The 19893-nt window shown below is 73.4% G+C and carries 16 protein-coding genes; 10 read left to right on the top strand and 6 right to left on the bottom strand.

Annotated elements, in window-relative coordinates:
- Window positions 1–31 precede the first annotated feature (31 nt).
- The 3 genes from Air01nite_RS07595 to rsmA are packed head-to-tail and all read right to left on the bottom strand — an operon-like array spanning window position 32 to window position 3719.
- Window positions 32–1864 carry an ABC-F family ATP-binding cassette domain-containing protein gene (locus tag Air01nite_RS07595; protein WP_203701235.1) on the bottom strand — a complete coding sequence of 611 codons (1833 nt, stop codon included), beginning with the start codon at window positions 1862–1864 and terminating at the stop codon, window positions 32–34.
- A gap of 5 nt (window positions 1865–1869) precedes the next feature.
- Window positions 1870–2823 carry a 4-(cytidine 5'-diphospho)-2-C-methyl-D-erythritol kinase gene (locus Air01nite_RS07590; RefSeq protein WP_203701234.1) on the bottom strand — a complete coding sequence of 318 codons (954 nt, stop codon included), beginning with the start codon at window positions 2821–2823 and terminating at the stop codon, window positions 1870–1872.
- A gap of 32 nt (window positions 2824–2855) precedes the next feature.
- Window positions 2856–3719, bottom strand: coding sequence for a 16S rRNA (adenine(1518)-N(6)/adenine(1519)-N(6))-dimethyltransferase RsmA (gene rsmA, locus Air01nite_RS07585; RefSeq protein WP_203701233.1), 864 nt, complete (start codon window positions 3717–3719; stop codon window positions 2856–2858).
- 58 nt (window positions 3720–3777) lie between these two features.
- Here rsmA and Air01nite_RS07580 point away from each other — a divergent pair, with 58 nt between their 5' ends.
- The gene (locus Air01nite_RS07580; RefSeq protein ID WP_203701232.1) at window positions 3778–4149 is read left to right on the top strand and encodes a VOC family protein; all 372 of its coding nucleotides are present in this window, start codon (window positions 3778–3780) and stop codon (window positions 4147–4149) included.
- A 3-nt stretch (window positions 4150–4152) separates the two neighbouring features.
- Here Air01nite_RS07580 and Air01nite_RS07575 read toward each other — a convergent pair whose 3' ends face one another.
- Entirely contained in the window at window positions 4153–5046 is an 894-nt protein-coding gene (locus Air01nite_RS07575; protein ID WP_203701231.1) for a TatD family hydrolase, read from the bottom strand.
- A gap of 109 nt (window positions 5047–5155) precedes the next feature.
- Here Air01nite_RS07575 and Air01nite_RS07570 point away from each other — a divergent pair, with 109 nt between their 5' ends.
- Window positions 5156–6430 (top strand): hypothetical protein, encoded by a 1275-nt coding sequence (locus Air01nite_RS07570; protein WP_239090561.1) that lies wholly within the window; start codon window positions 5156–5158, stop codon window positions 6428–6430.
- On the opposite strand, the gene metG is transcribed toward Air01nite_RS07570, so the two are convergent.
- On the bottom strand, window positions 6427–8223 hold the full coding sequence (gene metG, locus Air01nite_RS07565; protein ID WP_203701230.1) for a methionine--tRNA ligase: 1797 nt from the start codon (window positions 8221–8223) through the stop codon (window positions 6427–6429). The two genes, Air01nite_RS07570 and metG, sit on opposite strands and share 4 nt — an antisense overlap.
- A 135-nt stretch (window positions 8224–8358) precedes the next feature.
- Here metG and Air01nite_RS07560 point away from each other — a divergent pair, with 135 nt between their 5' ends.
- Window positions 8359–9150 carry a hypothetical protein gene (locus tag Air01nite_RS07560; protein ID WP_203701229.1) on the top strand — a complete coding sequence of 264 codons (792 nt, stop codon included), beginning with the start codon at window positions 8359–8361 and terminating at the stop codon, window positions 9148–9150.
- Here Air01nite_RS07560 and rsmI read toward each other — a convergent pair.
- A complete protein-coding gene (rsmI, locus tag Air01nite_RS07555) occupies window positions 9144–9992 on the bottom strand; it encodes a 16S rRNA (cytidine(1402)-2'-O)-methyltransferase (protein WP_203701228.1) in 849 nt (282 codons plus the stop codon). The genes Air01nite_RS07560 and rsmI overlap by 7 nt on opposite strands.
- An 85-nt stretch (window positions 9993–10077) precedes the next feature.
- Here rsmI and Air01nite_RS07550 point away from each other — a divergent pair, with 85 nt between their 5' ends.
- The 7 genes from Air01nite_RS07550 to Air01nite_RS07520 all read left to right on the top strand — a co-directional run bounded on the left by Air01nite_RS07550 (window position 10078) and on the right by Air01nite_RS07520 (window position 19887).
- Window positions 10078–11754, top strand: a complete 1677-nt coding sequence (locus Air01nite_RS07550) for a dolichyl-phosphate-mannose--protein mannosyltransferase (RefSeq protein WP_373310339.1) — start codon at window positions 10078–10080, stop codon at window positions 11752–11754.
- A gap of 10 nt (window positions 11755–11764) precedes the next feature.
- Window positions 11765–12532, top strand: a complete 768-nt coding sequence (locus Air01nite_RS07545; RefSeq protein ID WP_203701227.1) for a dihydrodipicolinate synthase family protein — start codon at window positions 11765–11767, stop codon at window positions 12530–12532.
- 409 nt (window positions 12533–12941) lie between these two features.
- Entirely contained in the window at window positions 12942–13736 is a 795-nt protein-coding gene (locus Air01nite_RS07540; protein WP_203701226.1) for a hypothetical protein, read from the top strand.
- Entirely contained in the window at window positions 13733–16057 is a 2325-nt protein-coding gene (locus tag Air01nite_RS07535) for a bifunctional polysaccharide deacetylase/glycosyltransferase family 2 protein (protein WP_239090560.1), read from the top strand. Before Air01nite_RS07540 ends, Air01nite_RS07535 begins: the two co-directional genes overlap by 4 nt.
- A gap of 3 nt (window positions 16058–16060) precedes the next feature.
- Window positions 16061–16417 carry an MmcQ/YjbR family DNA-binding protein gene (locus tag Air01nite_RS07530; RefSeq protein WP_203701225.1) on the top strand — a complete coding sequence of 119 codons (357 nt, stop codon included), beginning with the start codon at window positions 16061–16063 and terminating at the stop codon, window positions 16415–16417.
- Window positions 16418–16452: 35 nt separating this feature from the next.
- Window positions 16453–18672, top strand: coding sequence for a helix-turn-helix transcriptional regulator (locus Air01nite_RS07525; protein WP_239090559.1), 2220 nt, complete (start codon window positions 16453–16455; stop codon window positions 18670–18672).
- Window positions 18673–18846: 174 nt separating this feature from the next.
- Window positions 18847–19887 (top strand): hypothetical protein, encoded by a 1041-nt coding sequence (locus Air01nite_RS07520; RefSeq protein WP_203701223.1) that lies wholly within the window; start codon window positions 18847–18849, stop codon window positions 19885–19887.
- The last annotated feature ends 6 nt before the right edge of the window (window positions 19888–19893 follow it).

The raw sequence follows: 19893 nt of genomic DNA, 5'->3' as shown, positions 1-19893 counted from the left end.
GCCCAGCCGCCTGGGACGCGGACACGCGGGGTTACGAAGCGTCCACCTGCTCGGCCAGCGCGAGCCATTCCTCCTCGACGCGCTCGCGCTCGGCGCGCACCTCGCGGAGCTGTCCGTCGAGCTCGGCGACCTTCGCGTAGTCGGTGGCGTTGGTGGCCAGCGCGTCGTGCAGCGCCGCCTCGCGCTCCTCGAGCCGGCCGACCGCCCGCTCCAGCCGGGTCAGGTCCTTGCGCGCGGCGCGGACCTCGGCGGCCGACATCCCGGCGCGCTCGGCGGCCGGTGCAGCGGTCGGCTCGGCGGCCGGAGCCGGGGCCGGCGCGGGCTTGCCGGTGGCCCGGGAGAGGTATTCGTCGACGCCGCCGGGCAAATGCACCATCCGGCCGTCGCCGAACATGCCGTAGACCGCGTCGGTGACCCGTTCGACCAGGTAGCGGTCGTGCGAGGCCACGATCAACGTGCCGGGCCACGAGTCCAGCAGGTCCTCGAGCGAGGCCAGCGTGTCGGTGTCCAGGTCGTTGGTCGGCTCGTCGAGCAGCAGCACGTTGGGCTCGCCGGCGAGCAGCCGCAGCATCTGCAGCCGGCGCCGCTCGCCGCCGGACAGGTCGCTGACCGGCGTCCACAGGCTCGACGTGCGGGTGCCGCCGCCCGAGGGCCGGTCGACGAAGCCGAACACCTCGGCGAGCTGGGCCGCGGACAGCTCCCGCCCGCCCAGGTTGACCCGGCGGGCCACCTCCTCGACCGCCTCCAGCACCCGCAGGTCGCCCGGCAGCTCGGCGAGCTCCTGCGAGAGGAAGGCGGGCTTGACCGTCGCGCCGACCGTGAACCGCCCGGCGTGCGGCGTGGACCGGCCGGCCAGCAGGCGCAGCAGCGTGGTCTTGCCGGCGCCGTTCGCGCCCAGGATCGCGACCCGGTCGCCCGGGCCGACCTGCCAGGTCAGGTCGTCCAGGATCGGCTTCTCGCCGGCGGTCAGGAAGACGTTCTCCAGGTCGTACACCTGCTTGCCGAGGCGCGCGGTGGCCAGGCGTTGCAGGGAAAGCGTGTCGCGCGGCGGCGGCACGTCGGCGATCAAGGCGTTGGCCGCGTCGATCCGGAACCGCGGCTTCGAGGTGCGGGCCGGCGGGCCGCGGCGCAGCCAGGCGATCTCCTTGCGGAGCAGGTTCTGCCGCCGGGCCTCGGTGGCCGCCGCGATCCGCTCCCGCTCCGCCCGGGCCAGCGTCCATGCGGCGAAGCCGCCCTCGTACGCCCGGATGGTCCGGTCCGCGACCTCCCACGTGCTCGTGCAGACCGCGTCGAGGAACCACCGGTCGTGGGTGACCACGACGAGCGCGCCCTTGCGGCCGAGCAGGTGCCGGGCCAGCCAGTCGACGCCGGCCACGTCGAGGTGGTTGGTGGGCTCGTCGAGCACGAGCAGGTCGGCCGGGCGCACCAGCAGCGCGGCCAGCGCGACCCGGCGCCGTTCGCCGCCGGACATCGGGCCGACCGGCGCTTCGAGGCCGAGGTGCGGCATGCCGAGGCCGTCGAGGATCGCGCGGACCCCGGCGTCGCCGGCCCACTCGTGCTCGGCGCCCATGTCCTCGGCCAGCCAGGCGGTGCCGATCACCACGTCCCGCACGGTGACCTCGGGCGCGAACGACAGCGACTGCGGCAGCGCGGCCACCCGCAGGTCGCGGCGCAGCGTCACGCGACCCTCGTCCGGCTCCTCCTGCTTGGTGATCAACCGCAGCAAGGTCGACTTCCCTGCGCCGTTGAGACCCACCACGCCGATCCGGTCGGTGTCGTCGATCCCGGCGGACACGCCGGTGAGCAGCGGCCCGGCCGCGCCGTAGCCCTTGGACACGCGGTCCAGGTTGACGATGTTGGCCATAGGTCCTAGACCACTCGGGCGCCGGCTACCGGCCCAGTCGCGGTGCGGGCCTCGCGGCAGACACCTGCCGACTCCAGGGCGCTGGCGATCATGTTGGCCTCGGACGCGTCGTAGGCCAGGAAGACGCAGGTCGGCCCCGAGCCCGAGACGATGCCGGCCAGGGCGCCCGCGGCGCGGCCGGCCTTGAGCACGTCGGCGAGCTGCGGGCGCAGCGAGAGGGCGGCGGCCTGGAGGTCGTTGCCGAGGGCGCCGGCGAGCACCTCCGGGTCGCGCTGGCGCAGGGCCGCGAGCAGGTCGTCGGTGCTGCCGAGGGCCGGCGGTGCGGCGCGCAGCGCGCGGAGCCGGTCGAGCTCCGCGTAGACCGCCGGGGTGGCCAGGCCGCCGTCGGCGACCGCGACCACCCAGTGCCAGGTGGTCGGGCGGGCCAGCACCGGGCTGACGGTCTCGCCGCGGCCGGTGCCGAGCGCGGTGCCGCCGTACACCAGGAACGGCACGTCGGAGCCGATCTCGGCGGCGATCGCGGCGAGGTCGTCGCGGGTCATCCCGGTGCCCCACAGCGCGTCGCAGGCGACCAGCGCGGCGGCCGCGTCGGCGCTGCCACCGGCCAGGCCGGCCGCCAGCGGGATCTGCTTGCGCAGGTGCAGCCGGGCGTGCGCGGCGACGCCGGTGTGCCGGGCGAGCGCGCGGGCCGCCCGGATCACCAGGTTGGTGTCGTCGAGGGCCAGCTCGCCCGCGCCGACACCCTCCATGGTCAGCGTCAGCGTGTCACCGCGCCGGGCGGTCAGCTCGTCGTGCAGCGCGATCGCGTGATAGACGGTGCTGAGCTCGTGATAGCCGTCCGGGCGCGCGGGACCGACGCCCAGATGCAAGTTGATCTTGGCGGGGACCTTGACCTTCACCGGACCGGACGCGCCCAGTCGAGGGCGCTCCTCTTCCTCCGGCTCCCACGCTTCGGTCACGGAATGATGTCCCGGCTCAGCACGGCGTCAGCCTACTCGGGGGCGGTCGCGGTCACGTTGGCCGCCGCCGCGATGTCGGCGAACGCGTCCACGGGCAGCGCCTCGCCCCGGGCGCCGGGATCGACACCCGCCCCTACCAGCACCCGCGCGGCCCGCTCGGCGCCGCCGGCCCAGCCGGCCAGCGCGGCTCGCAAGGTCTTGCGGCGCTGCGCGAAGGCCGCGTCGACGACCCGGAAAACATCCGCGCGGGGTACGTCGGCCCGCGGCGGCTCACGTCTGGTGAACGCGACGAGGCCCGAGTCGACGTTGGGCACGGGCCAGAACACGCTCGGCGGCACCCGGCCGGCGGGGCGGGCGGCGGCGTACCAGGCCAGCTTGACCGACGGCACGCCGTACACCTTGCTGCCGGGCCCGGCGGTCAGCCGGTCGGCGACCTCCTTCTGCACCATGACCAGCCCGTGTTCGAGCGTGGGCAGCTCGGCCAGCAGGTGCAGCACCACCGGCACCGCCACGTTGTAGGGCAGGTTGGCGACCAGCGCGGTCGGCGCGGGCCGCAGCTCGCCGGCGGTGATCCGCAGCGCGTCCGCCGCGTGCACGGTGAGCTGTCCGGCCGGCGCGCCACGGTCGGCCGCCGTCTGGGCCAGCGCGCCGGCCAGCGCGTGGTCGATCTCGACCGCGTGCACCTGGGCGCCCGCCGCGAGCAGCCCGAGGGTCAGCGAGCCCAGCCCCGGCCCGACCTCCACGACCACCTCGCCGGGCGCCAACTCGGCGGCCGCGACGATCCGCCGCACGGTGTTCGGGTCGTGCACGAAGTTCTGCCCGAGCCGCTTGGTCGGCGCCACCCCGAGCCGGCCCGCCAACGCGCGGATCTCGGCGGGCCCCAGCAGTTCGGTCACGGCGCCGAGCCTAGAGGAAGGCCTGCGAGCCGGCCCGGAGCGTGTGACGATCGGGGGTATGTTCAAGCCAACCCGGCCGTTCAGCGGGTTCTCCGTCGATGACATCCCGGCCGCGAAGCGGTTCTACGGCGAGACGCTGGGCCTGCCCGTCGCCGAGCAGAACGGCATGCTCCTGATCGACATCGGGGCCGGTGCCGAGGTGCTCGTCTATCCGAAGCCCAACCACCAGCCGGCCACGTTCACGATCCTCAACTTCCCCGTCGCCGACATAAACTCCGCCGTCGACGACCTGGCCAGCCGGGGCATCACGTTCGAGCGCTACGAGGGCATGCCGCACGACGAGAAGGGCATCGTGCGCGGCGAGGGTCCGGACATCGCCTGGTTCACCGACCCCGCCGGCAACGTGCTCTCCGTGCTCTCGGACCGCTAGCGGTCACCACTGGCCGAAGGCGCGCTCCGTCGCGCGCGAGATGGCCGTGCAGAGCTCGTCGACGTCGGTGCCCTTGGCCTCCGCCAGCGCGCGCACCGTCAGCGGGATCAGGTAGGACGCGTTCGGGCGTCCCCGGTACGGCATCGGGGTCAGGTAGGGCGCGTCGGTCTCCACCAGCATCTGCTCCGCCGGGGTGACCACGGCGGCCGCGCGCAGGTCGGTGGCGCTGCCGAAGGTCACCGTGCCGGCGAACGACAGCAGATAGCCGCGGCGCACGCACTCCGTGGCGAACGCGGCGTCGCCCGAGAAGCAGTGCAGCACGACCGTGTCCGGTGCGCCCTCCTCGTCGAGCACCCGCAGCACGTCGTCGTGCGCGTCCCGGTCGTGGATCACCAGCGCCTTGCCGTAGCGCTTCGCGATCGCGATGTGCGCCCGGAAGCTGGCCTCCTGTGCCGGCCGACCCTCTTCGCCCGTGCGGAACGTGTCGAGACCGGTCTCGCCGACGCCGCGCACCCGATCGTCCGCGGCCAGCCCCTCGATGATCCGCAGCGCCTCGTCGAGGTTGGGCAGGCGCGGCGCCTCGTTGGGGTGCAGCGCCACGGTCGCCACCACCGCGGTGTGCTCGCGGGCCACGGCCAGGCCCCAGCGCGACGACGCGACGTCGACGCCGACCTGCACGACGCGGTCGACACCCGCGTTCGCCGCCGCGGCGAGCGCGCCGGAGACCGGGTCCGGCCCGAACACGTCGCGGCCACCGCCGCCCGCCTCGCTTACCGTAATATCGATATGCGTGTGGCTGTCGGCCACCGGCACCGCCAGCGGGAGGGGCGGCGGCGGGAACTCACCGACGCGGCGGGCGGCCCGCTGCTGGCGCGTCTCGTTCGGTTGCTCGGTCATCGCCGGTCAGCATCACACATAGACGGCGTGACGCATCGCGCACCGCCGCGCCGGAGAAGTTCACGAACTGTTCATGGCTGGCTCACGCGGCGCACTTAAGGTCTGCCGGGTGCAGGTCACCCCCCAGGAACGCACGACTTCCGCCACCGATCTGCGCGTCACCCTCGGCGACGCGACCTACCCGGCTGTCGAGATCGCCCGGGGCGCCGCGTACGAGGTGTTCAGCGCCGAGCCGGACGACGGCTTCGAACGCGACCCGCGACCGGGTGCGCGCTACCCGTACCACCGGTTCACCCACGTCACCGAGGTGACCGCGGTCAACGGCCGGCCGGCCGACCCGCACCACGCGGACCGAGCGCACCACGACGGGCGCGAGGAGCCGGACGACCCGCTGACGCTGCCGCTGAGCCGCGCGGTCGGCTGGCGCGAGGTGCACAACCGCAGCCAGAACCCGTCGTCGGCCGGCGACCCGATCCTGGTCGGGGTGCGGTCCAGCGCGCACATCCGGCGCGGCACCCGGATGGTCAAGCACCTCTCGGCCAACCAGGTCGCGGCCTACCTGCGGGGCCGCCTGCCGCACGGGTTCTGCTACCGGGAGTACGACGTCGCACACCTGCGCACCCCGGCTGACCTGCAGCTGCTGCGCACAGAGGCCGACAACGGCCGGGACCGCGAGGACATCGCGTTCGCGCTGCGCTGGCGCGCCGTCGACCCGTCCGACTTCGACGTGCCCGCGTACGACCGCTATCCGGGCCTGGTCACGATGCCGGCGCACGACCGGATGGGGGCACCCGTGCTCGGCACCGGCTTCGCGCCGAGCGGCCGGCACGTCATCCCCGAGTTCGTCACCAGCAACTTCACCGAGCTGCCGATGCCGGCGAACGCGACCCTGGTCGCCTACACCGCCGACGGCGACGAGGCGATCCTCTACTCGTTCCAGCCGGAGCAGCGCGGCTGGCTGCGGATGGCCGGCCCGCGCTGGCGTGACCTGCTCTCCGAGCTGCCGGGCATCTCACCCGACCAGGAGTACGTGCAGATCGGCGAGCAGCAGTCGGCGGTGCACCTGGTCGGCACGTACCGCGGTGAGGAGGTCGTCGCGGTCGCCGACCCGCCGGGCGAGTTCCGGGTGCTGGCGATGACCCGGGCGGCCCGCTACCCGGTGGACACCCTCGCCCGGCGCAACGAGTACGGCCGCTGGCGCGACGCGCCCTGCCTGGTGCTCCGGCAGGAGTCCGGCTGGCTCCGGCTGCGGCTGTGCCGCCCCGACCCGGAGTCGGTGGCCCGGCTGGGCGCCCAGTGCTACGAGCGCGGCGTCTACGAGACCTGGGCGCCGCTCGGCGAGGTCACCGACCGCCAGGTGATCGACAACCGCTACGAGATCTAGTTGCCGAGGCGGGCCAGTTCCTCGTCCACGATCGACGGCTCCAGCTTGCGGAACACCGGCTTCGGTGCCTTCAGCGGGCGGCCGGCCTCGATCGGCACCGACTCCCAGCGCGCGCCGACCGTGTAGTCGCCGGTCAGCACCGGGTACGCCGGCCCGCCGTCGAGGTCCGACACCTCTTCGATGTTCGGCATCGGGGCGTGCACGCCGGTGCCGCCGAGCAGCTCGTGCACCTTCTGCGCGGAGTGCGGCAGGAACGGCGTCAGCAGCGTGTTGGCGTCGCTGACGACCTGCAGCGCCACGTGCAGGATCGTGCCCATCCGCGGCTTGTCGGCCGCGTCCTTGAGCTTCCACGGCGCCTGCTCGGAGAGGTATTTGTTGGCCTCGGCGACCACCCGCATCGCCTCGCCGATCGCCTGCTTCTGCCGGTGCTTCCCGATCAGCTCGCCGACCGTGCGGAAGCCGGTCCTGGCCACGGCCAGCAGGGCCTCGTCCGCGTCGGTCAACGGCCCGGCGGCCGGGATCTCCCCGAAGTTCTTCGCCGCCATCGAGACGGACCGGTTGACCAGGTTGCCCCAGCCGGCCACCAGCTCGTCGTTGTTGCGGCGGAGGAACTCGGACCAGGTGAAGTCGGTGTCCTGGCTCTCCGGCCCCGCGACCGCGATGAAGTAGCGCAGCGCGTCGGCGTCGTACCGCTCGAGGAAGTCCCGCACGTAGATGACGACCTGCCGGGACGACGAGAACTTGCGCCCCTCCATGGTCAGGAACTCGCTGGATACCACCTCGGTCGGCAGGTTGAGCGCACCCAGGTCGCCCGGCGAGCCGCCGCGCGCGCCCTGGCCCGAGTAGCCGAGCAGGATCGCGGGCCAGATCACCGAGTGGAAGACGATGTTGTCCTTGCCCATGAAGTAGTACGCGGCGGCGTCCTTGCCCTCGCCCTCGGCCGACCACCACCGCTTCCAGGCCGACGGGTCGCCGGAGCGGCGGGCCCACTCGATCGAGGCGGACAGGTAGCCGATCACCGCGTCGAACCAGACGTAGATCCGCTTGTCGGAGCGGTCGCGCCAGCCGTCGAGCGGGATCGGCACGCCCCACTCCAGGTCGCGGGTGATCGCCCGGGGCTGCAGGTCGTCGAGCAGGTTGCGGGAGAACCGCAGCACGTTGGGGCGCCAGCCCTCGCGGGTGTCCAGCCAGGCGGCCAGCGCCTCGGCCACCGCGGGCAGGTCGAGGAAGAAGTGCTCGGTCTCCACGAACTCCGGCGTCTCGCCGTTGATCCGGGACCGCGGGTTGATCAGCTGCTCGGGGTCGAGCTGGTTGCCGCAGTTGTCGCACTGGTCGCCGCGCGCGCTGCCGTACCCGCAGATCGGGCACGTGCCCTCGATGTAGCGGTCGGGCAGCGTGCGCCCGGTCGACGGCGAGATCGCGCCGAGCGTGGTCTTCGCGATGATGTAGCCGTTGCGGTAGAGCCCGTCGAACAGGTCCTGCACGACCTGGTAGTGGTTGCCCGTCGTGGTGCGGGTGAACAGGTCGTAAGAGAGACCGAGCCCGTGCAGGTCCTCGACGATCACCCGGTTGTAGCGGTCGGCCAGCTCGCGCGGGGTCAGCCCCTCGCTGTCGGCCTGCACCTGGATCGGCGTGCCGTGTTCGTCGGTGCCCGACACCATGAGCACGTCGTGCCCGGCCATGCGCATGTAACGGCTGAACACGTCGGCGGGGACGCCGAAGCCGGAAACATGGCCGATGTGACGCGGGCCGTTGGCGTAGGGCCAGGCGACCGCGGCGAGAACGTGACTCATGGCCGCAAGGGTAGTAAGCCGCGAACGAGCGCGGCCAGCGAGCCCGCACACCCAGACCGGCATTGTCCGGATTTATCCTACGACACGCCCTTTACCTGCACGAAGGGTGACGTGAGGCGTTGTCCAATGAGATTTGTGAGCGCGACGCCCGAACGACCCGAGACCGCCGGCGAGCCGGACATCGCCGCACCAGCCAACGAGCCGGACCGGCCCTGGGACTCGGCCGGCCCAGCGGTGGGCCTCGCGGTCGACACCCTGCGCGACGCGGCCCCGCCCGCGCCGCGCGCGCCGGGCACCTCGGTCGGCGACGACCTGTGGGCGACCGAGGAGGTCGACCGGGAGACCTGGTCGCCGGCCCGGCTGGTCGTCCGGGCGCGCCGCGCCGCCGCCCGGCCCAACCGGCACGCGGCCGCGCGGGCACGCCGGCCGCGCAAGCCGCGCCAGCTCCGCGCCGCGCTCGCGATGCTGGTCGTGCTCGCGCTCAGCGGCACGTTCTTCGCCTGGGTCACCGCCGAGCCGATCTGGCTCGCGGTCGGTCGCGGCGACACCGGCACGGCGACGGTGGCCGGCTGCGTCGGCGCCGGCGTCACCCAGCGCTGCCGCGGGTCGTTCACCGCCGAGGACGGGCGTTACACCACCGAGTTGGTACGCGTGCTCGGCGTGCCCGGCACACAGACGGCCCCGGGCACCCAGGTGCGGGCGCAGATGGTCAACGCCGGCAGCGGTGCCGCCTACCTCGACAACCGGACCGTCAACACGCTGCGCTGGCTGCTCGGCATCATGCTGGTGCTGCTCTGTGGCCTCGGCATCGTCTTCGCGACCGGCGCGCTGCGCCTGGAGGACCGGCGTGCCCGGCGCACCGCCGCGGTCTGCGGCCTGGCCGCCCCGCTGCTGGTCACGGTGGGTTTCCTCGCCGCTACCTACTGATGCACGATCGCGTAGACCTCGCGCCTGCGCACACCGTGCCGCTCCGCCACCGCGGCGATCGCGTCGCGCCGTGAGCTGCCCGCCGCCTCGGCCTCGGCGACCTCGGCGCGCAACGCCTCGTCGGACGGCCGGGCGGCCGCGACCGGGGGCGCGCCGGCGACCACCAGCGTGATCTCGCCCTTGGGCTCGCCGTCGGCGGCCCACCCGGCGAGCCCGCCCAGCGGCCGGCGGACCACCTCCTCGTAGGTCTTGGTCAGCTCGCGGCAGACCGCGGCCGGCCGGTCGGCGCCGAACGCCGCGGCCAGGTCGGCGAGCATCGCGGCCAGCCGGTGCGGCGCCTCGAAGAAGACGAGCGTGCGCTCCTCGGCGGCGAGGGCCGCGAGCCGGGACCGCCGCGCGGCGCCCGTGCGGGGCAGGAAGCCCTCGAAGCAGAACCGGTCGGTGGGCAGGCCGGAGAGGGCCAGCGCGGTGGTCACGGCGCTCGGGCCCGGCGCCGCGGTGACCGGCAGGCCGGCGTCGAGCGCGGCGCGCACCAGCCGGTAGCCGGGGTCGGAGACGCTCGGCATGCCGCCGTCGGTGACCAGGGCGACCAGCGCGCCATCGCGCATGGCGTCGACGAGTTCGGGCGTACGCCGCTCCTCGTTGCCCTCGAAATAGGAGACGATCCGACCACCCACAGTGATCCCGAGGTCACGCGCCAGCCGGGTCAGCCGCCGGGTGTCCTCGGCGCCGACCACATCGGCCCCGGCCAGGGCGTCGCGCATCCGCGTGGAGGCGTCACCGGGGTTGCCGAGCGGCGCACCAACCAGAACCAATCGCCCGATCCGGCTCTCTTCGGACACTTCACATCCCCTGCTAATCAACCGGTCCGCTCATAGCCTGCCTGCCGAACCCCCCAATTCGGTCCCGGCAGCCTACGATCGCGGGGTGACCCTGGCGGCGACGAGCGTAGCGAGCCCCGAGGCCAGGCCCGACGAGGCCGCGGCACCGGAGCTGCCCTCCGGCATACCCGCCCGCACCGAGGCGGTCCCCGACAGCGTCCGGCGCCGGCTGCTGCCGTTCGACGCCCGCCGCGACCCGTGGTCGTGGGCGGTCACCGGCGTCGTCGTCGCGGTCGCCACGCTGGTGCGGTTCGTCGGGCTGTCCAACCCGCCTGGCAAGATCTTCGACGAGACCTACTACGCCAAGGACGCCTACGGCCTGCTGAGCAAGGGCGTCGAATGGAACTACAAGGACAACGTCGCCTCGTACGTGGTCCACCCGCCGCTCGGCAAGTGGCTGATCGCCGTCGGCGAGTGGATGTTCGGCTACCAGGACGCCGACGGCAACGTCAGCGCCGCCGGTCACCTGTGGACCGCCGCTCCGGAGCTGGGCTGGCGCTTCTCCGCCGCGGTCGCCGGCACCGTCTCCGTGCTGATCATGGTGCGGGTGGCCCGCCGGATGTTCGGCTCGACGGTGCTCGGCGCCGCCGCCGGCCTGCTGCTCGCGCTCGACGGCTTCCACCTCGTCCTGTCCCGCACCGCCATCCTCGACATCTTCCTGCTGCTGTTCATCCTCGGCGCGTTCGCCGCGCTGGTCGCCGACCGCGACAGCCGCCGGCGCCGCTGGCTGACGGCCATGGAGAACGGCCTCGACCCGACCCGCCTGGGCCGCGCCGGCCGGCTGGGCTTCGCGTTCCCCTGGTGGCGGCTCGCGGCCGCGGTGCTGTTCGGCTGCGCCGTCTCGGTCAAGTGGAGCGCGCTGTTCTTCCTGCCGGCGTTCGTGGTCCTCATCCTCTGGTGGGAATACGGCGCCCGCCGCACCGTCGGCACCCGGCACCCCGTCCGCGACACGTTCCTCGACGAGTTCGGCTGGATCGCCATGTTCGTGGTGGTCGCGTTCCTCGTCTACGTGGCGAGCTGGAGCGGATGGCTGCTCACCGACGACGGGTTCTACCGGCACTGGCTCGCCGACAGCGGCCGGCCCGAGCCGCCGGTCATCGGCGCGCTGCACAACCTCCTGCACTACCACCAGGAGGCCTTCAAGTTCCACGAGGGCCTCGACACCAAGCACACCTACCAGTCGTGGCCCTGGCAGTGGCTGCTGCTCGGCCGCCCGGTCGCGTTCTACTGGTCCAACACCGGCACCTGCGGCGCCGACTCCTGCGCCTCCGAGGTGCTGCTGCTCGGCACGCCGGTGCTGTGGTGGTCGTTCCTGCCGGCGCTGGCCGGGCTGGTCTGGCTCGGCATCTCCCGGCGCGACTGGCGGGCCGGCGCGATCCTGCTGATGGTGTTCTTCGGCCTGGCGCCGTGGTTCTGGTACGCGATCGACAACGGCCGCACGATGTTCTCCTTCTACACCGCGCCCGCACTGCCGTTCATGGTGCTGGCGGTGGTCTACGTGCTCGGCGCGATCATGTACCCGGCGACCAGACCGTCCGGCACGCCGAGCCCCGAGACCGCGCGCAAGCTGGCCGACCGGCGGCTGATCGGCGGCGTGGTCGCGGGCGCGTACCTGCTGCTGTTCGTGCTCTGTTTCGCCTATTTCTTCAAGGTCTTCGTCGGCGACGTCATGCCGTACGCGGACTGGTCACACCGCATGTGGCTGGGCTCCCGCTGGATATAGCGTGGGGTTCGTGACCGAGCCCCTGTGGACCGGCGTCGCGGTGGCGCTGGTGACCCTGTTCGACGACGACGGCGCGGTCGACGCGCCCGCCACCGCGGCACACGCGGCCCGACTTGCCGGCGAGGGCGTCCAAGCCGTGCTCGTGGGTGGCAGCACCGGCGAGTCCGACACGCTCACCGACGCCGAGTTGGCCGGCCTCACCGCCGCGGTCCGCACCGCCCTGCCGGCCTCGGTGCCCGTGGTGACCGGCGCCAGCGGCGCGTGGCGGGGTGCGGCGGCGGCCCGCATCGCGGCCGCGGTCGGCGCCGGTGCCGACGCGGTGCTCGTCGCTCCCCCACGGCGCCCCGGCGACCTCACCGCCTACTTCGACGCCGCGGCGAAGGCCGCCGGCGCCGCGCCGGTGCTGGCCTACCACTTCCCGGGTACGGCCGGCGGCGAGGTTCCCGTCGCCGCGCTGCCAGATCTGCCGATCGCGGGCCTGAAGGACTCGACCGGTTCGGCCGAACGCCTGCTGCAGGAGTTGGCTGTCTGGGACCGCGCCGTCTACGTCGGGTCGAGCGCGCTGCTGCTGATGGCGGGCGCGGTGGGCGCGGCCGGCGCGATCCTCGCGGTCGCGAACACGCACCCGGCCGAGTCGGTCGCGGCGTTCGCCGGTGACGCGGGTGCACAGCGCGCGCTGTTGGCGGCGCATCTGCGGTCGAAGGAGCGATTTCCGGCGGGGCTCAAGGCGATGATGGCCGAGCGCTACGGAACGTCGCCAACTGCACGCATGGCGTGAAATTTCTTCGGTGATCTTTCACCAAGAAAGAAAGGGCGCGCCCCGATCGCCTGCCACGGGGGAAGCGGGCGATAGGGGCGCGCACATGAGAGCTTAACGATCGGCGATCACCCGCACAACGGGTGACGTGGTCCAAAAATATGGTCGGATTCCCGACGCGAGCATCGCCGAACAAGAGCGGCAAGTGTCGCGTACCGGACAACACGCTTCGCGGCGGTCGGCCGTCACCGATTCGAGTGGTCGACGTCAACGCTGGTCAGGGTGGTGGTCACGGGGTCGCCGGCGACACGCATGTGGATAGCTTGTGATGGTGACGGCCGGTTCGGGCATTTTTCCCGGCTGGCCCGTTGAACCCCGCCGGGTGATCTGCGTCTCCGGATTGCGGAGAGTGCTCCTTACGCTTCCCGGCGTGACTCCCGACCACGAACCCGAAACCGAGGTAATCGTCAGTGCCGCGGAGCCGCTCGACTCGCCTGGAGTAATGCTCGGGCAAGAGGCGGCGGCGCCCGTGTTCGTCGACGAGACCGGCCGCCGCCGGCGGCTGGTGCGCTTTGTCGCGTACGGAATCGGCGCCGTCTGCCTCGGCTACACCGCGCTGGTCGGTGTGAGCATCGCCGGCGGCCCCGCTCTGCCGCACGCGCTGATGCCGTTCCCCGACCGCGCCCTGCAGGCCGACGAGGCGCCGACTCAGACGCCCGAGCGGACTTCGTTCCGTCCGCCGAGCCCGGGGCCGTTCGTGGCCCCCCTACCGCCGGCACCGGTGCGGGCCGGCACCAGCGTGCTGCGCACCTCGGCCATCGCGGTGACGGCCAAGCCGACGCCGAGCCCGACCAAGGGCACCCAACCGGTCTCGCCACCTCCGGTGACCAGCGAGCCGACGCGCCCGCCCGAGGGCACACCGACCCCGCAGCCGACCGACCCACCCACCGAGCCGCCCGCCGGGCCCGAGCCCGGCAACGGCGGCGGCGGGTCGGCCGACCAGCCCCCCGGAGGCACCGGAGGCACCGGAGGCGGCGAGACCGGTGGCGGTGCGACGGGCGGCAGCGGCGCACCCTCCGACGGCGGTGGCACCGACACTGGCGGCACCGGGGCGGGCGGTGGCGACGGCGGCTCGACCGGCGGCGGCACCGCCACCCCGGACCCGGAGCCTGGTGTGCCGGCGCCGACACCTGATCCGTCCACACCGGCCGCCGGCGCGGCATGAGCGCACCGACCGGCGAGCCCGTCAGCGGCCGGGCGAGCGTCCCGGCCGGCATGAAGATCACCGGCCCGGCACCCGCCCAGCGCGCCCTCGCCGGGTTCGACGAGCCGTCCACGGTCGTGCTGGACGCACCACCACCGCCGCGACCGCCGCGCACCGTACCCACGGATCAGGAACCGCCACGACGGCCCGCTCGGCGGGTCGTGCCGCGACCCAAGTGGGTGGTCGCCGCCGTCCTGGTCTTCGTCTTCGTCAGCCTGCTGCTCGTCGAGGCGTACGCGAACGCCCGCTTCACCCCCGACCACCAGGGCGAGACGGGCGAGACCACGATCGTCCCGGATCAGATCATCGACGGCGGGCCGATCATCAACGCACCGGCGGGACAGGAAGCCCGCTCCTACCGCCTCCCGGCGAAGACCATCGCCCTCACGTTCGACGACGGCCCGGACCCCACCTGGACACCGCGGGTGCTGGCCACGCTCGACCGCTACGGCGCCAAGGGAACGTTCTTCGTGATCGGCTCGCAGGTGGTCCGCTCCCCGGAGCTGGCCAGCGAGCTCGTCCACAAGGGCCATGAGCTGGGCGTGCACACGTTCACCCACCCGGACGTCGCGACGCTGCCCCAGTGGCGCCGCCGGATGGAGTACTCGCAGACCCAGCTCGCCCTCGCCGAAGCCGCCGGCGTGCGCAGCTCGCTGTTGCGCTTCCCGTACTCGTCGAAGGCCGACGCCATCGACGACGCCGCCTGGCGGCTGATCACCCAGGCCGGCGCGCTCGGCTACGTCACGGTCGTCAACGACAAGGACAGCCAGGACTGGGCCCGGCCCGGCGTCGACCAGATCGTCGCCAACATGATCCCCGACGGCGACGAGGGCGCCGTGGTGCTGCTGCACGACTCGGGCGGCGACCGCGCGCAGACGGTGCAGGCCCTCGATCGGTTCATCCCGATGATGCAGGCCCGTGGCTACAGCTTCGTCACCGTCACCGACGGTCTGCGGCGCGCGCTGACCGACCCGGAGACCGGCGCCGCGCCGACCGTGCTGCGCAACCCACCCGCGGGGGTCGCCGACCGGCAACGCGGCCTGGCCCTGGCCATCGCGGTCCGGATCGCCGACTGGTCGCTGGATTTCTTCGCCGTGCTGTTCCTTGTCGTCGGCGTCCTGACGCTGGCCCGCACGCTGCTGCTCTTCGTGCTATCCGGCCGGCAGGCCCGGCGGCGGCGCGGCGACTGGTCGTGGGGCCCGCCGGTGACCAAGCCGGTCTCGGTGATCGTGCCCGCCTACAACGAACGGGAAGGGATCGAGGCCGCGGTCCGCTCGCTGGCCGGCGGTGACCACCCGGGCGGCATCGAGGTGATCGTCGTCGACGACGGCTCGACCGACGACACGGCCGACATCGCCGAGTCGCTCGGCCTGCCCAACGTGCGGGTGATCCGCAAGCCCAACGGCGGCAAGTCCTCCGCGCTGAACACCGGCGTCGCCGCGGCCCGCTCCGACATCATCGTGATGGTCGACGGCGACACGGTCTTCGAGCACGACTCGGTGCGCCAGCTCGTGCAGCCGTTCGCCGACCCCGAGGTGGGCGCGGTCGCCGGCAACGTCAAGGTGGGCAACCGGGCCACCCTGGTCGCCCGCTGGCAGCACATCGAGTACGTGATCGGCTTCAACCTCGACCGCCGGCTCTACGAGTCGCTGCGGTGCATGCCCACCGTCCCGGGCGCGATCGGCGCCTGGCGCAAGGACGCACTGCTCGGCGTCGGCGGGATGTCCGACGACACGCTCGCCGAGGACACCGACGTCACGATCGCGTTCGGCCGGGCCGGCTGGAAGGTGGTGTACGAGGGCCGCGCCCGCGCCTGGACCGAGGCGCCCGCGTCCCTCAGCCAGCTCTGGCGGCAGCGCTACCGGTGGAGCTACGGCACCATGCAGGCGATGTGGAAGCACCGCCGCGCCCTGGTCGACGACGGTCCGTCGGGCCGGTTCGGCCGCCGCGGCCTGCCCTTCCTCGCGCTGTTCGGCATCGCGCTGCCGCTGCTCGCGCCGGTGATCGACCTGCTGGCCGTCTACGCGCTGCTGTTCGCCGGCCGCACGGAGACCGTGCTCGCCTGGCTCGCGATGCTCGGCCTGCAGCTGATCACCGGCGTGGTGGCGTTCCGGCTCGACAAGGAGCGCCTGACCCCACTGTGGACGCTGCCGTTGCAGCAGTTCGCGTACCGCCAGCTCATGTATCTCGTGCTCATCCAGTCGCTGGTCACCGCGCTGACGGGCGGCCGGCTCCGCTGGCACAAGCTGCGCCGCACCGGCGAGGCGTCCGTGCAAACCTAGGGTATGGACCTGCTGACCCGGATGCGGGAGATCTGCCTGGCGCTGCCTGAGACCAGCGAGCGGCTCAGCCACGGGGCGCCGACGTGGTTCGTGCGTGGGAAGACCGTGTTCGTGACCCTGCACGTAGAGGGCCATCACGACAACCGGTTCCCGCACCTGTGGTGTGCGGCGCCGTCGGGCGCGCAGGGCGAGCTGATCGCGGAGGATCCCGAGACGTTCTTCCGGCCGCCGTACGTCGGGCATCGGGGCTGGCTCGGCGTGCGGCTCGACCGCGAGCCGGACTGGGCGGAAATTCGCGAGCTGGCCATCGACGCGTACCGGACAGTGGCGCCGAAGCGGCTGGTCGCCGAGCTGGAGTGATGGCAGGCTGACCGGTTGTGGCGGTGGTGGTGGGTGTGGACGGAGCCGGTCGGACGCACCGGCTGCGCGCGCTCGCCCCGCCCGGCGCGGTCTGGGTGACGCCCGACCGCCCGGCCGTGCCCGACACCGCGCCGGCCGTGGTGGTCGACGATCCGCACCGCCTCGACGACGCGACGCTGCGGGCGGTGTCCGATGTGGCCCGCCGCGCGGTGCCGGTGCTGCTCGGCCGCCGACCGACCCTCGACCGGCCGGTGCTGGCGGAGCTCGACGAGCTCGCGGCGGGCGACGGCGTGGTCCAGCTCGCGCCCCTCGACGCCGCCGCGGTCGCCACGCTCACCGGCCGTGCCGACCTGCACGCCCCATCGGCGGGTTGGCCGGCGATCGCGGTGCTGGTCGCCGGCGGGGGGCTCCTCCCGCGGGTGCAAAGGCGGCTGGCCGCTTCGCCCGCGGGCGTGGCCGACGTCGCCCGCACTCTTGCCCTCGGGCTCGACCTCGCCGACGACGTGCTCGCCACCGCGACCGGCCAGCCGCCGGACGCCCTGGCCGCCGCCCTGCGTGCCCTGCGCGACCTGGGTTTCCTGATGCCCGACGCCGAGCGGCTGGTGCCGGCGGTGGCCGCGGCGCTGCTCGACGACCTCGCGCCGGCCGAGCGCCGCCGCGTGCACGCCCGGGTCGCCACCGCGCTGGCCGAGTCGGGCGCCGACCCGGTCGCCGCCGCGACCCAGCTGCGGGCCGCCCGGATCCGCGGCGGCGCCGACGTGTTCCGGGCCGCCGGCGACCGCCTGCGCTTCACGGACCCGGCGGCGGCGATCGGGTGGTACGCCGACGCGGTCGACGCCGGAGCCGACCCCGCCCTGGTGGCCCCCGGCCGGGCCGAGGCGGCGGCCCTCGCCGGTCTGCCGGTCGATCCGGCGCCTCCTACCGGCCCGGACGCCGCGCATCGGCTCGCGCTGGTGGCCGGCGCGGTCGCGGCACACGACGGCCGGCCGGCCCGCGCCGCCGACGTGCTGGCGGCGACGGCACCACCGGGCCCGCTGCTCGCGGTGCCGCCCCTGGTCGCGCTGGGCCGCCTCGGAGAAGCCCGGGCGATTGCAACGGACCGTTCCTATGCGGAAACCGTTAACAACGGTCCGTTCCTTTTGCTGGCGGAGGCGGTGTTGGCGGCGGGTGGTGAGCCGGCGGCGGCCGTACCCCTGCTGATCGAGGCCGCGGAAGCCGCCGAGCGCACGCCGCCGGCGGTGGTCCCGCCCGACACCCCGCACGCGTGGGGTGCGGTCGTCGCGGTCGCCGCCGGCGATGTCGCCACCGCCGAGCACCTGCTGGGCCGGGCCCTCGACCGCGGCGTCGGCGGGCCGGTCGGCGCACAGCGGCACCGGCTGCTGCTCGCCTGGGTGCGGCTGCGCGCCGGCCGCTATGACACGGCGGTCACGGAGCTGCGCCGGCTCGGCACGGGACTGCCGGGCCGCGAGGTGCTGCTCGCTGCCGCGCTGCGGGCCGGGCTGGCCCGCCGGTCGGGCGACATCGCCAAGCTGCGCGAGGCGTGGACCAGTGTCGAGCCGGTGCTGGCCCGCCAGGCCGTCGACCTGTCGCAGGCCGAGCAGGTCGAGGAGCTGGCGGTCGCGGCCACCCGGCTGCGCCGGCCGCAGCGGATCGCGCCGGTGCTGGCCGCGCTCGACGCGACGGTCGCGGGGCTCGGCCACCCGCCCGCCTGGACGGTCACCGTGGCCTGGATCCGTTTGCAGCTCGCGGTCGCCGCCGACGACCCGACCGCCGTCAAGGCGGCCGCCGACGCGATCGCCGCCGCGGCACCGGCACAGGGAAGACAGCGCGCACAGGCGGCCGCCGCCGCGGCGTGGGCCCGTTCGGCGAGCGGCACCGTCGACCTCGACGACGTGGTGGCCGCGGTCGACGGGCTGGCCGCCGCCGAGCTGCCGTGGGAGGCGTCCCGGCTGGCGGGGCACGCCGCGATCCGCACCACGGATCCGGCGGCCGCGCGCCGGCTGCTGGAGGCCGCCCGGGAACTGTCCGGTGTGGAGCAGGAGCGCGCCGGCGAGACCAACGCGGCCGGGCTGTCCGAACGTGAGGTCGAGGTGGCCCGGCTCGTGCTCGACGGTCGCACGCACAAGGAGATCGGGGCCCAGCTCTACATCTCGCCGAAGACCGTGGAGCACCATGTCGCCCGCATCCGGGTCAAGGTGGGCGCCACCGACCGGGCCGAGTTCGTCGCCGCGCTGAAATCGCTGCTCAATTCCTGACACTCCGCGTCATGAGCGGGCCTTTTCGCGGTCTGCTGTGTACCGGCCGATCCCCCTATACCTTCCCCCAGGCAGGGGGGTCTTCCCGATGTCCGGGGGGTGGGCCGGCGGCGAGGCTATGAACACACCCCGCCAGACAGGCCGGGAGAGCGATCCTCAGAAGGGGGAAAGGCAATGCAGAACGTCGACGTCACCAACCTCCTGGTCAACTTCATCCAGGAGCTGACAGACCCGGCCAAGGCACTGGAGTTCGTGAAGAACCCGGAGGGCCAACTGGTCTCCCATGGCATCAGCGAGCACGACCTGTCCGGTCTGGACATGCCGGCCATCACGCAGATCGCCTGCGGCCAGCCGGGCTTCCCGGCCGACGCGAGCCGGGCGCTGCAGAGCTACACGAGCGGCGGCGGTGGCGGTGGCGGCGGTTACCACCCGCCCGCGCACCCCGTGACCTCGGGCCCGCAGTCGATGGAGCAGGTCGTCCAGCACCTGACCTACGTCACCCAGGTGACCAACGACAACGACGTGATCAACGAGATCGTCGACCAGAGCACCAACATCGAGGTCGGCGACGACTTCGACGGTGACATCGACGTCGACACCAACAACGCGAACGCGTCCGGCGACGGCGCCGTGGCGGTCGGCGAGGCCGACGACGTCAACGCCGCGACCGGGGCCAACTCGCAGGTCGTCGACGGCGACATCGAGGGCGACAACCTGTTCAACAGCGACGGCGCCGTGTCGGTCGACGGCGACCTCGAGGCGCCCGTGGTGACCGGTGTCAACACCGGCATCGTGGCCGACGGCGACGTCGACCGCTCGATCGTGGGCGACAACAACGAGCAGCAGGCCAACGACGTGGACGTCGACGGCGACAACGACGGCGTCATCAACTTCGGCGACGGCGACGTCAACAACGTCAACGACTCGACCCTCGACAACTCGAACGTGGGCTCCGGCACCAACATCGCCGACAACGACGACTCCGCGATCGGCCTCGGCGACGGCGACACCACCAACGAGGACAACGACACCACCATCGTCGAGACCAACACGGTCAACGCCGAGGACTCCATCGTCAACACCGAGCAGGGCCCCGGCGACCAGGAGACCGAGCAGGAGATCGACGTCGACCTGGGCCTGCCGCAGCCCAAGGTCCTCGAAGAGGCCGACGAGATGGTCGTGCGCGAGGTCGAGGCCGAGGACGCCCCCGCCTGACCCTGA

Origin of the sequence: Asanoa iriomotensis (genome assembly GCF_016862515.1) — a bacterium.
In the GTDB taxonomy this organism is placed as follows: domain Bacteria; phylum Actinomycetota; class Actinomycetes; order Mycobacteriales; family Micromonosporaceae; genus Asanoa; species Asanoa iriomotensis.
Note: the sequence above shows the minus strand (reverse complement) of the source record. Positions and strands in the feature narration are given on the sequence as shown.

Excerpts from the sequence above, each read along its gene's own strand:
- Air01nite_RS07575 (WP_203701231.1), bottom strand. The coding sequence starts at position 5,046 with ATGACCGAGCAACCGAACGAGACGCGCCAGCAGCGGGCCGCCCGCCGC.
- Air01nite_RS07520 (WP_203701223.1), top strand. The coding sequence starts at position 18,847 with ATGCAGAACGTCGACGTCACCAACCTCCTGGTCAACTTCATCCAGGAG.
- Air01nite_RS07595 (WP_203701235.1), bottom strand. The coding sequence starts at position 1,864 with ATGGCCAACATCGTCAACCTGGACCGCGTGTCCAAGGGCTACGGCGCG.
- metG (WP_203701230.1), bottom strand. The coding sequence starts at position 8,223 with ATGAGTCACGTTCTCGCCGCGGTCGCCTGGCCCTACGCCAACGGCCCG.
- Air01nite_RS07535 (WP_239090560.1), top strand. The coding sequence starts at position 13,733 with ATGAGCGCACCGACCGGCGAGCCCGTCAGCGGCCGGGCGAGCGTCCCG.
- Air01nite_RS07580 (WP_203701232.1), top strand. The coding sequence starts at position 3,778 with ATGTTCAAGCCAACCCGGCCGTTCAGCGGGTTCTCCGTCGATGACATC.
- Air01nite_RS07530 (WP_203701225.1), top strand. The coding sequence starts at position 16,061 with ATGGACCTGCTGACCCGGATGCGGGAGATCTGCCTGGCGCTGCCTGAG.